A 12,447-nucleotide genomic window follows, 5' to 3' on the forward strand; every position below is an offset into this window, starting at 1 on the left:
GATTTACTATTTACTATTTGATACTTCCAGCAATGCTCTGGCATTGTTCAGTGCGGCTTCGGTCAGCTTAGCACCACTCAGCATATGGGCTATTTCTTCCACGCGTTCATCGTCGGTCAGACGACGGATGTGACTGTTTGTTTCCGTCTCGTTGTCCTGCTTGTACACCTTGTAATGGGCGCGTCCACGGGCAGCAATCTGGGGTAGATGGGTAATGCTGATTACCTGGCGGTCCTGCTCGCCCATCTCCTGCATGATATCCGCCATGCGGTCGGCTATCTCGCCGGAGACTCCGGTATCTATTTCGTCGAATACAATGGTAGGAAGCTTGACGGCACCGGCTATCATTGCTTTAATGGAAAGCATGACACGAGCTATTTCACCGCCCGAAGCTACAGAGGAGACGCTTTGCAATGCCCCGTTCTTATTCGCGGAAAACAAGAAGTTCACAGTATCCGCCCCGTGTATGCCCGGCTCTTTGCGGACACCTATCTCTACCTGGAAACGGACATTGGGCATGCCCAACGGAATCAGCCGCGCAGCCATCTGCTTCTCCACTTCACGGGCAGCGGCAGTACGCGCCTTGGTGAGGACAGCAGCCTGCTTTTTCACCTTATTATATAAAGCGTCGCAACGCGCTTTCAGTTCCTCTATGTGCTCGTCGGACGAAGTGATAGCAGAGAGTTTGGCGGCGTATTCATCCGTCAACGCCAGAAGTTCGCCGACAGTGGAAACGCGGTGCTTCTGTTGGAGCGTATAAATCAAGTTCAGACGTTCGTTCACTTCTTCCAGACGTTCGGGGTTGAACTCTATTTCATCCTCCTTACCCGACACTTCCTGCGAAATATCCTTCAACTCGATATAAGTGCTTTCCATGCGTTCGGCAAGTTCTCCGGCAACCGGATAAACCCTCTGCAGGCCGAGCATCGTGTTCAAGCATTCCTTCAGCCCGGACAACAAGCCTCCTTCGTCCGAGTAGAGCGTCTGCCCCACCCGATAGAGTCCGGCCTTTATCTCTTCCGCATGGCTCAGCGTATCCGCCTCTTGCTCCAGCTCCTCCTGCTCACCGGCAGACAAGTGTGCCTCTTCCAACTGTTCCAGTTGGAAACGGATATAGTCTTCGTCCGACTTATCCTGATTGGCACGGGCAACAAGGGCCTCCAAATCCTGCTGTGCCTGCTTCCATGCTCCGAAGATATGCTGGTAAGCAGACAAGGCATCTTCGTTATGCGACAAGATGTCCAGTACATTCAACTGAAATCCTTCCTTGTTCAGCAATAGGTTCTGATGCTGGGAATGCACGTCAATCAGCTGTTCTCCCAGCTCCTTCATCTGAGCCAATGAAGCAGGCGTGTCATTGATGAATGCCCGGCTCTTGCCCGAAGCGGACACCTCGCGGCGCAGGATGCATTCTTCCTCGTACTCCAACTCATTCTCCTCAAAGAAAGGCTGCATACCGTAAGCGGAAATATCAAAACGGGCCTCGATAATGCACTTCGAAGCTCCTACACGAATGGCTTTCACATCGGCACGCTGTCCCAGCAGCAGACCGATGGCACCCAGAATAATGGATTTTCCAGCACCGGTCTCACCCGTTATCACCGAGAAACCGCTGCTGAAGCTGATATCGAGCTTTTCAATAAGCGCATAATTCTGTATGTAAAGCGAACGCAACATAAGGATATTGACGATTTACTATTTACTATTTAAATCTTTCACCAGACGGTCTACGATGTCGGTAGCCACTTCGGCTTTGGACTTCAAGGGGTAGTCCGTCTTTCCCTGGTGGTCTATGATACTGATTTTATTGGTATCGCAACGAAAACCGGCTCCCTTGTCGTTCAGGGAGTTCAGCACGATGAAGTCCAGATTCTTGCGGTTGAGCTTGTCTTCCGCATTCATCTGCTCGTTATGAGTCTCAAGGGCAAAGCCTACGAGGAGGCGCCGTTGGTGCTCTGTATCGTTCTTCAGATTGCCTAAGAAAGCGGCTATGTCGCGGGTAGGTTTCAAGTTCAAACTCATCTCCCCGGTCTTTTCACGTTTGATTTTCTCATCGGCAACTTGTTCGGGAGTATAGTCTGCCACAGCAGCCGTCAAGATGGCGGCATCGGCATGGACAAAGGCTGCGGATGCAGCATCGAACATCTCCTGCGCCGACTCTACCGCATGGTATTGATGCATCGGAAAATAAGTGGTCTGCTGCACCGGACCGGCAATCAGTATCACCTTGGCTCCCCTTGCAGCGCATTCGTCTGCCAAGGCAAATCCCATCTTACCGGAAGAATAGTTGCCGATGAAGCGCACCGGGTCTATCTTCTCATAAGTAGGTCCTGCGGTTATCATCACTGTCTTCCCCACCAGGTCTCCCTCTTTGGCAGCAAAGTACATTTCCAGATGGCAAATGATATTCTCCGGTTCCTCCATACGGCCTTTCCCCACCAGATGGCTGGCGAGTTCTCCCGTAGCGGGTTCTATGATGTGGTTTCCATAAGAACGGAGTATATCCAGATTCTTTTGGGTGGAAGGATGGGCATACATGTCCAGGTCCATGGCAGGCGCCACAAACACCGGAGCTTTGGCGGAAAGATAGGTGGTAATCAGCATATTGTCTGCCACGCCATTCGCCATCTTGCCGATGGTGGAAGCCGTAGCCGGGGCTATCAGCATGGCATCTGCCCACAGACCGAGGTTCACATGACTGTTCCAGGTGCCATCACGTTGTGCAAAGAACTCACTGATAACCGGTTTGCTAGTCAGGGCAGAGAGCGTGATGGGGGTAATAAATTCCTTACCGGCAGGCGTAATGACCACCTGCACCTCTGCACCACGCTTAATCAGTCCGCGAATAATATAACATGCTTTATAGGCTGCAATGCTGCCAGTAATGCCCAATACTATTTTCTTCCCTTTCAGTATATTTGCCATTTATTTCTGAGTCATTTCACGCAGACGTATCTTGGTCAGCGTGGCTTTGGTATTCAAAGTAAAATCACTGTTCAGAATCCAACTGTAATAGCCGGGATCGCGCTTCAGGACATCGGATACCGACATGCCCTTGTACTTGCCGAAGTTGAATACTTCCACACCTTTGTCATCGTAAACCATACGACCGGCAAAGTCCACATTCTTGTTGAAGCTGGAATAGTCGGCAAGGAAAGCCACGTCATTCTGCAACTCCGGATAGCGGTCCAACTGCGACATCAGCACCTCGTAGGTGGCACGTGTATCAGCCTCTGCCGTATGGGCGTCTTCCAAATTCTTGCCGCAATAGAATTTATAGGCAGCAGACAGCGTGCGTTGCTCCATCTTGTGGAAGATGACCTGCACGTCTACAAACTTGCGGCGGCTCATGTCAATGTCCACACCGGCACGAAGGAACTCTTCCGCCAGGACGGGGATATCAAAACGGTTGGAGTTGAAGCCCGCCAAGTCGCATCCTTCAATGTCATTGGCAATGTTGCGCGCCACTTCCTTGAATGTGGGGCAGTCGGCTATATCGGCATCGTAGATGCCATGAACGGCAGATGCTTCGGCAGGAATGGGCATTTCGGGATTGATACGCATGGTTTTGGACTCCTCATTCCCGTTGGGATATACCTTGAGGTAACAAATTTCGACAATTCGGTCTGAGTTGATATTGGTACCCGTAGTCTCCAAATCAAAAAAGACTATCGGATTTTTCAGATTCAATTTCATTGTTTTTTCGTTTTATAAGCTCTGGCTATGAGCTATAAATTATAAGTTTAACTTACAAGCCACGAGCTACAAGTACCGTGCGGCATAATTGCGCAGCCACTTGTAGCTCGTAGCTCATAATCCGATTGCTAATATTCATCAGTCATTCAGCATCATCGGCATCAGCAGCATCAGCAAGTCTTCGTTCTCTTCCTGCTCTACCGGAATAATGACACCTGCACGTGAAGGATCTGCCAGTTCGATAACGATTTCATCGGCAGAAATGTTATTCAGAATGTCAATCAGGAAAGTGGACTTGAAACCGATGCTCATCGGATTGCCCGCATACTGGCAAACCAGTGTTTCTTCGGCCGATGTAGAGAAATCGATGTCCTGTGCGGAGATGACAATTAGATTCTCCTGCATACGCAGCTTGATAAGGCTGCTTGCCTGCGAAGAAAAAATGGACACACGGCGCAAAGCACCGAGCAGTTGCAGGCGGTCTACCGTCACTTTATAAGGGTTGTTCTGCGGAATCACAGAGTTGTAGTTGGGATAGCGACCTTCGATAAGACGGCACACCATGCGGTAGCTTTCCAGTGTGAACACAGCGTTGCGTTCGTCGAACTCGATAGTCACCATGCCTTGCTCTTTCGGCAGCAGATTCTTCATCAGCGAAGCCGGCTTCTTGGGCAGGATAAAGGCGGCACGTTCGTTACCTTTGGCGGCCAGTGTCTTGCAGCGCACCAGCTTATGACCGTCTGATGCCACCATCGTGATGTCCTCCGTTGTGATATCGAAATAGATACCGTTCATCACGGGACGAAGCTCGTCATCAGCCGTAGCAAACACGGCACGGTTGATACCACCCAGCAACACTTGTGCATCCATTTCCACACGTACGGCATTGTCACCCAACATGGCAGACTGAGGGAACTCGTCCGCATTCTGCCCCATCAGGCTGTATTTACCGTTCTGATACTGTACCGTGATTTCAAGGGAATCCGTATTGATTTCAAAAGTCAACGGTTGTTCGGGAATTTCCTTCAAAGCGTCCAAAAGGGTTTTGGCTGTGACGGCAAAACGGCCGTCCATATCACTTTCATTCACTTCGACCGTAGTGACCATCGTCGTTTCACTGTCGGAAACAGTTGCAGACAAGGTTCCGTCTTGCAGTTCAAAGAGGAAACAATCCAAAATAGGCAACGCATTCTTCGAATTAATCACACGGCTGATAGCCTGCAAATGACTGGAGAGCGCAGTACTCGAAACGATAAATTTCATATCTTCTGTATATTTAAGTTTTTTATTTTGCTAACGTCTTAGAAACCGTTTTTATATTTTTCAAACTGACGGACAAAGTTAAAAAAAGAATTCCCTACGACAAAGAAATAGCAAGAAAAAACAGCCGAATATTCGTCTCATATTCCTAAAAAATTGTAACTTCGCCGCATCATTTAAAAAGAAAACAATGGAATTTACAGGAAAAATCATCGCTATACTCCAGCCCAGAGGCGGAGTTTCCAAGTCGGGTAACGAATGGAAAGCACAGGAATATGTGATTGAAGATCATGGTCAATACCCGCGTAAAATGTGTTTTGACGTGTTTGGAGCAGACAAAATAGAACAGTTCAATATTCAGATGGGTGAAGAGTTGACAGTATCTTTTGATATAGACGCACGCCAATGGCAAGACCGTTGGTTCAACAGTATTCGCGCATGGAAGATAGAACGCGTAAGCACTGCCGCACCCACTCCGGGCGCTCCCGTTCCGCCGCCAGCTCCCACTGCCGCACCGGAATTCCTCGCAGGGGATGCAAAGGATGACTTGCCGTTCTAAAACTAAGTTATAACTCACCACAAAATTGTACAGATTAACGCATATTACCCTAAAACATTGATAATCGACATCTTCAATTGCAGCAATCTGTGTAATTCTGTGGTGAATGTATATTTTGACTTTCCTTGTGCCTATTATCCCTCAGCACACTACAGCACGACTGATTAATCATCCCCCTTATAAAGCAATACAATATTCGGATAAACCACCCCTTCTGTACAAGTGAACTGTACTGCAAGCATGAAGTGACGGAAGAAGTTGGATTGGCGGAAGAAGAAGTTCGGTATCAGACGCACATACGTTTCCGGCTGACTCAGCATCATCTCCATATCCACCATCATTACAAAATTATATATGGGTGAAAGACTGCCGATACCCTCTTCATACACCGGTGTTCCGTCCAATACATCTCCACTCTCCACCGCTTCAATATAGGCAGAAAGGCTCAGTGCATCAGGAGCCAGCAACAGACTACCCCGATAGAAACAGGCAAAGGTATAAAGGGCAGACTCCGTGATACCCGTCAACTGGGTAAGCAGCGTGTTACGGGGCAGCACATATTTAGAAAACCTCCTTGCTTTGGGATACAACGAATTATTTGAAACCACCTTCGGCATAAGCGGAGCATCCTCTTCCTTGGGAGTACTGTAAAGCAAAGACTGCAAGCAGCGTTCCGCTGCCAGCTCATCCTTGAGAGGAATACACATCACGGCGCAAGGCAGCTTGTCCAACGTGTCTTTCGACTGAAACAAGCAAGACATCACGTTCTCCCCCGCATGCTCATTCAAGTAAGCAATCCACTCTTCGTCGCGCTGCTTGATATAGTCTGAATAGGTGGCCTTGGCATACTCCTGACTGGCAGTGAAGCCAAACCAGGCATCTCTGTCAGACATTGCCCAGCGATCGTAAAAGAAAGTGGAAGACGGAAGCAGAGACCCGGAAAATCCGTCCTCTACCGGCTGCTGCACCCGCAAGGCATTGATAAACGTCTGTGTGGAATCCGATCCGTGGCTGACACCGGAACAATAGATGGCATCTTCATTGAACTTCATGTCAAACTCTGCCCAACTGCCCAGCTGCGTCTGCGAACGAATACCGTCCGTAGTTTTCCCCATACCCACTCCTTTCATACGCACATAGACTGTGGCAGCTACATTGTTGTGTTTGCCCGCGTGCATAGTACGGAAAGAAGGGAGGTTCATCAGGGACTTTTTGCTGCGCCGCGCATCAATCACATGTTCTATCAAACGCTTCTGGAAACTTACAACCAGAAAATCGGGAGTGAAGTAGGCAGCCAGAAAACGACCGTCTACCATGGGATAGATACGTATCTCCTCTCCCTTGTAATCGAAATACTTGGAAGGGAACGAACTGGAGCAGTACTTCTCCACAAAAGACTCCACTAACTCATAATCACCCGAACCCAAACTGCAATACAATACTTGGTTCATCGGTGTATCTGGCTCGTGAAAGCTAATCAGCATCTTGTTCATCTGTTTACTCAGTCCATGTGGAGTATCTTCCACCAAAGTATACAAATACTTCTTCAAGTAAACAAAAAGCTCCGATACGTATAGAAAATGATTGTCTTTGCTGCAATTCAACTCATTGATATCTTCCACGAGGTCTGCCATACGGTCGGTTTCGAGTATGGCTGTGGCATCTTGCGGCACCAAAGTATAAAGATTGAAATCCTGCCGGTTCTCCACCGAATTCAACCGCAGGAAAGAATACACGCCAAAGCCGGTACATAGCAGCACTATGGACACAACGACAGCTATCTGTATGAGGAGTCGGAGTTTCATGGCATTTATTCATCAACTTTTGGCAAAAATAACATTTTCTACTAATAAAACAAAACAAATGTTTCAAAAAGTTTAGAAATCTATTTCAAGTCCATCGTAGGCAAAGTGCACATGGGGTGGCAGCCGCTTTTCGATGTCAGTATGAAGCCCTGCATGATGGCTCATATGGATAAAATAGGTCTCTTTGACACCAATACGTCCGGCAGCCTCCAACGCCTCCGAAATACTCTGGTGCGTAGGATGCGGCTTTGGCCGTAAAGCATTCATTACCAAAACATCCAAGCCTTTCAATTGTTCATAAGATTCCTCAGGCATTGTGTGCATATCCGTGATATATCCCAAGCGGCCGCCAATGCGGTAGCCCAGGATGGGAAGCCTGCCGTGCATCACCCGTAAAGGCAGCACCTCCGTCCTGTTGATGTGAAACACTTGCCCCGCCTCCACTTCCTGCAGATAAATACGCGGAACTCCCGGATATACTTTATCGACAAAACAGTAAGGCATCCTTGTCCGCAGATGGGCAGCAGTGTAGGCATCGGAGTAGATAGGAATATCGGCAAAACGACCGAACGGACGCAAATCATCCAGACCGCCCACATGGTCATAATGTTCGTGTGTCACCAGTACGCCGTCTATCTTCTCAAAAGAAGAGGCGCACAGCATCTGTTCCCTGAAGTCAGGACCACAATCTATCAATATCACCGCATCATCCGTATGCAGCAGGGATGACGCACGCAAGCGGTTGTCCCGCGGGTCAGTGGAAGTACAGACCGGACAAGTACAGCCTATCTCAGGCACACCGGTCGAAGTCCCGCTTCCTAATATTCTGAGTTTCCCCATTGACTAAATCAAATAAATTTCTAAAATCAGGTTATATACAACGATGTTTGGGTGTGTCAAAACTCTCTTACTATTTTATCAAACAAACTTCCGGGTGAATATCAATGCCGAATTTCTCGCGGACAGAAGCGCGCACGGCATCTGAAAGAGCGACAATATCCGCTCCCGTGGCACCACCCGAATTCACCAGTACCAACGCCTGCCGATCGTGCACCGCAGCAGGCCCCAGCGCTTTACCTTTCCAGCCACACCGGTCTATCATCCAGGCAGCCGGTATCTTTACCCGGCCGGCATCCACATCATAGTGGGGCATGTCCGGATATTCCCGTTGCAAGGACTCCAACTGCCGACGCGGCACAATGGGGTTCATAAAAAAACTACCCGCATTGCCCAGCACCTTCGGATCGGGCAATTTGCTTTGACGGATGTCTATAATCACCCGGCGCAAAGTTTCCAAATTCAGCACCGGATATTTCTCCAGCTCCTGCTGGATAGTACCGTAACCCAATGTATAATGTTCCCGTTTACCCAGGCAGAAGTTCACATAAGTCACAAACACGGTCTTCATCTCCGGTTGCTTAAACAAGCTCTTTCTGTAAGAGTAGCCGCACTCGTCCACTCCGTAGATACGCTTCTCCCCTGCCATGTTTATGGTTTCCACGGATGTTATCAGGTCCTTTACTTCCACACCATAGGCACCGATATTCTGTACTGCACTCGCCCCTACCTCACCCGGTATCAGCGAAAGGTTCTCGGCACCATACCAACGCCGCTCCACACAGTAGGCCACAAAATCGTCCCATATCACACCGGCGCCCACACGCACCGACACGTGCTCCTCATCCTCTGACGTCACCTCCAGGCCACCGATGCGTGAATGCAGCACCGTGCCTTCATAATCCTTGATAAAGAGCAGGTTGCTCCCTCCACCGATATGTAGCCAAGGTGCAACAACATGTCCTGCCGCAATCAATTCCCGCAGTTCATCCTCCGAACCGTATTCCAGAAATCTTGCAGCAGTAACGTCAATTCCAAATGTATTGGGTATTTTCCTCAAACCTTTCCTCCTCTATTTTAAATGCTCGTGTCTTCATATTTGTACAGCTCCCATCCCTTACCGCGTTTGCGGAAATAGAAGATATTGGAGTACCCGTTGCCTATACCATTTACCTTCAGTATCTTGGTATCCGACAAGTCCTCATTCTTCTGTCCGTAATTGATATTAGACAATCTGTCGGTAGGCATTACCGGACGGAAGGCATACCACTGGTCCACATCCAAAGTAGTTTCCAGGATAGAAAACTCGTCATCAGGGTCTATGGTGATGAATTGTAGCGGATGGCTGATATGCTTGCTTTGATAGACACTGTCCCTCACAAAACGGGTATAGAATTCCACGAAGTCCTCATTTTCACCTTTCTCCATCTCGCGCAGGTTGATGGCCTCGAGCATCCACATTCCCCGCTTCCGCTCAAAATAATAACGCTTCACCATACGCGTTTTCAAGAAAATCCACTCCACTTGTACCGATGTCAGCGTAGTATCACCCACCATGTCCATATCCTCTTCCTTATCAAAAAGCAAGGTGTAACAGTTCTCCTTGGTAAACAGATAATCGTGCTTCCAGAAGTCCGCCTCTATCTTCAGCGGAGTATCACGGTCATAATAGGGCAAAGGAAATACCGTCCTCTGCCTTTGCAGGGCATCATCCGAAGCATAATTGAAGATAAAATCATCAAACAGCTCGTCTGCCACCATCGGCTTCGGTTCTTCCTTCACTTCTGCTTCCTGCAGCGTATCGGCCTTGTAACCGGCCGAATCCACCATTTCCGCAATGGTAGCAAAGGAATCCATTTTCGCCTTTTTGTTTCCACACGAAATCAAAAAGGCGAGTAACAAAAATCCCAATAAAAGTTTTTTCATTCTTTGCGGACCGCTTACGGTCACCTATTTAATTTAGCCTTCAATTTCTCAAGCATGTCTACGGTCATGGACTCCAGGTCATACTGCGGCATCCAGTCCCATTCCTCGCGTGCACAAGAGTCATCCAGAGAGTCGGGCCAGCTATCAGCAATGGCCTGCTTCAGCGGATCAATCTCGTATACCATCTCAAAATCAGGCACATGCTTCTTGATTTCCTGATAAATCTGTTCAGGGTCAAAACTCATGGAGGCGATGTTGAAGGCGTTGCGGTGCTTCAGCCTTGCCGGTGCTGCTTCCATCAGTGAGATGGCCGCATTCAGTGCATCAGGCATATACATCATATCCATATACGTACCGGCCTTCACCGGACATACGAATTTTTCTCCCTTCACGGCAGAGTAGAAAATATCTACCGCATAGTCCGTAGTGCCGCCACCCGGAGGGGTCACGTTCGAAATGATTCCCGGAAAACGTACCGAGCGTGTATCCACACCATATTTTGTATAGTAATAGTCACTCAACAATTCAGTCGTCACTTTAGTCACGCCATACATGGTACGCGGACGCTGGATAGTGTCCTGTGGTGTCTTCACGTGAGGCGTAGCTTCGCCGAACGAACCGATGGAACTCGGGGTAAACACGGCACAATTGTACTCGCGCGCCACTTCAAGTACATTCCACAACCCGTCGATACCGATTTTCCAAGCCATGGCCGGACGGCTTTCGGCAACTACCGAAAGCAAGGCAGCCAGGTTGTAGATTGTATCAATCTTGAACTGACGCGCCACCACCTCGATGGACTGACGGTCTGTCACATCGGCAATAGCCGAAGGACCGGATGCTTTCAATTCTCCCTTGGGCATAGCACTCGGAATGTATCCTGCCACAACATGGTCATCGCCATAACGTTTGCGCAACTCCAGTGTGAGTTCCGATCCAATCTGTCCGGTAGCTCCAATTACCAAAATATTCTTCATACGAGTTATTTATAAGGTTTCGTTATTATATATGGTGCAAATATACACACTTTTTTTTCATATTTCTGCCATATTGTTATTGTTTATTCCAAGAAAAATGATGTTCTTTGTGGGAAATGTAACGACAACGTATTACCTAAAAAATAAAAATGCTATGTACGGTAAAATGAAAGACCATCTCAGCAAGACTATTGCTGAAATAAAAGAAGCCGGACTCTACAAGGAAGAGCGACTGATTAAGAGTGCACAACAAGCTGCCATCACCGTAAAAGGCAAAGAGGTACTGAACTTCTGTGCCAACAACTACCTGGGACTGTCCAACCACCCGCGGCTGATTGCCGCCGCCCAGCAGATTATGGAACACCGCGGATACGGCATGTCGTCCGTACGTTTCATCTGCGGAACGCAGGACATCCACAAGGAGCTTGAAGCAGCCATCTCCGACTACTTCAAGACTGAAGACACCATTCTCTATGCCGCTTGCTTCGACGCCAATGGCGGGGTATTTGAACCCCTCTTCACCGAAGAAGACGCTATTATCTCGGACTCCCTGAACCATGCTTCCATCATTGACGGCGTACGCCTCTGCAAAGCCAAACGCTATCGCTACGCCAATGCCGACATGGCCGACCTGGAAAAATGCCTGCAGGAAGCCCAAGCACAGCGTTTCCGTATCATTGTTACGGACGGGGTATTCTCCATGGACGGCAACGTTGCCCCGATGGACCGAATTTGCGACCTTGCCGAGAAATACGACGCGCTGGTCATGGTGGACGAATCACACTCTGCCGGTGTGGTAGGCCCCACGGGACACGGCGTAAGCGAACAATATGGCACCTACGGACGCGTAGACATCTACACTGGAACTTTGGGCAAAGCCTTTGGCGGCGCTTTGGGAGGATTCACTACCGGACGTAAGGAAATCATTGACCTGCTGCGCCAACGCAGCCGTCCGTACCTCTTTTCCAATTCATTGGCGCCAGGTATCATCGGCGCCAGTCTCGAGGTATTCAAGATGCTTAAAGAGAGTAATACCCTGCATGACAAACTGCTGGAAAACGTGAATTACTTCCGCGACAAAATGACTGCCGCTGGCTTCGACATCAAGCCGACACAGAGCGCCATCTGCGCCGTCATGCTGTATGATGCCAAACTTTCCCAGATTTATGCCGCCCGTATGCAAGAAGAAGGTATCTACGTTACCGGCTTCTACTACCCCGTAGTGCCCAAAGACCAGGCACGCATCCGCGTACAAATTTCTGCCGGACACGAAAAGGAACATCTGGACAAATGTATTGCCGCATTTATTAAGGTGGGGAAAGAGCTTGGAGTGCTGAAGTGAATTATAAGTTATAACCAAACAAAAAAATCCCACGACTGATTAGCC

General features: G+C 48.8%; 11 protein-coding genes. 2 read left to right on the forward strand and 9 right to left on the reverse strand.

The genetic code is table 11. From position 1 onward, the window contains the following. Nucleotides 1-6: 6 nt before the first annotated feature. The 4 genes from recN to dnaN form a co-directional block, all read right to left on the reverse strand. Nucleotides 7-1,677 (reverse strand): DNA repair protein RecN, encoded by a 1,671-nt coding sequence (gene recN, locus HUX74_RS14915; RefSeq protein WP_174646947.1) that lies wholly within the window; start codon nt 1,675-1,677, stop codon nt 7-9. An 18-nt stretch (nt 1,678-1,695) separates the two neighbouring features. Further along, nucleotides 1,696-2,925, reverse strand: coding sequence for a bifunctional phosphopantothenoylcysteine decarboxylase/phosphopantothenate--cysteine ligase CoaBC (gene coaBC / locus HUX74_RS14920; RefSeq protein ID WP_174646948.1), 1,230 nt, complete (start codon nt 2,923-2,925; stop codon nt 1,696-1,698). After that, nucleotides 2,926-3,696 (reverse strand): 3'-5' exonuclease, encoded by a 771-nt coding sequence (locus HUX74_RS14925; protein ID WP_005831385.1) that lies wholly within the window; start codon nt 3,694-3,696, stop codon nt 2,926-2,928. Nucleotides 3,697-3,834: 138 nt separating this feature from the next. After that, nucleotides 3,835-4,959, reverse strand: coding sequence for a DNA polymerase III subunit beta (gene dnaN / locus HUX74_RS14930; RefSeq protein ID WP_005831387.1), 1,125 nt, complete (start codon nt 4,957-4,959; stop codon nt 3,835-3,837). Nucleotides 4,960-5,146: 187 nt separating this feature from the next. On the opposite strand from dnaN, the gene HUX74_RS14935 reads away from it, so the two are divergent. Beyond that, nucleotides 5,147-5,515 carry a DUF3127 domain-containing protein gene (locus tag HUX74_RS14935; protein WP_117600316.1) on the forward strand — a complete coding sequence of 123 codons (369 nt, stop codon included), beginning with the start codon at nt 5,147-5,149 and terminating at the stop codon, nt 5,513-5,515. Between the two features lie 164 nt (nt 5,516-5,679). Here the strand turns inward: HUX74_RS14935 and HUX74_RS14940 are convergent, their stop codons facing one another. The 5 genes from HUX74_RS14940 to HUX74_RS14960 form a co-directional block, all read right to left on the reverse strand. Continuing rightward, nucleotides 5,680-7,320 (reverse strand): DUF3352 domain-containing protein, encoded by a 1,641-nt coding sequence (locus HUX74_RS14940; RefSeq protein WP_174646949.1) that lies wholly within the window; start codon nt 7,318-7,320, stop codon nt 5,680-5,682. Between the two features lie 72 nt (nt 7,321-7,392). After that, nucleotides 7,393-8,160 carry an MBL fold metallo-hydrolase gene (locus HUX74_RS14945; RefSeq protein ID WP_174646950.1) on the reverse strand — a complete coding sequence of 256 codons (768 nt, stop codon included), beginning with the start codon at nt 8,158-8,160 and terminating at the stop codon, nt 7,393-7,395. Between the two features lie 70 nt (nt 8,161-8,230). Next, a complete protein-coding gene (gene murB, locus HUX74_RS14950) occupies nt 8,231-9,217 on the reverse strand; it encodes a UDP-N-acetylmuramate dehydrogenase (protein ID WP_117965311.1) in 987 nt (328 codons plus the stop codon). 17 nt (nt 9,218-9,234) lie between these two features. Beyond that, nucleotides 9,235-10,083 (reverse strand): DUF4348 domain-containing protein, encoded by an 849-nt coding sequence (locus tag HUX74_RS14955; protein ID WP_174646951.1) that lies wholly within the window; start codon nt 10,081-10,083, stop codon nt 9,235-9,237. 20 nt (nt 10,084-10,103) lie between these two features. Continuing rightward, nucleotides 10,104-11,060 carry an NAD-dependent epimerase/dehydratase family protein gene (locus HUX74_RS14960; protein ID WP_117600320.1) on the reverse strand — a complete coding sequence of 319 codons (957 nt, stop codon included), beginning with the start codon at nt 11,058-11,060 and terminating at the stop codon, nt 10,104-10,106. A 154-nt stretch (nt 11,061-11,214) separates the two neighbouring features. Between HUX74_RS14960 and kbl the strand changes: the two genes are divergently transcribed. Next, nucleotides 11,215-12,402 carry a glycine C-acetyltransferase gene (gene kbl / locus HUX74_RS14965; RefSeq protein WP_119962297.1) on the forward strand — a complete coding sequence of 396 codons (1,188 nt, stop codon included), beginning with the start codon at nt 11,215-11,217 and terminating at the stop codon, nt 12,400-12,402. Nucleotides 12,403-12,447: the final 45 nt, after the last annotated feature.

Origin of the sequence: Bacteroides sp. Marseille-P8574, assembly GCF_902825465.1 — a bacterium.
GTDB classification, from domain to species: Bacteria; Bacteroidota; Bacteroidia; order Bacteroidales; family Bacteroidaceae; genus Bacteroides; species Bacteroides uniformis.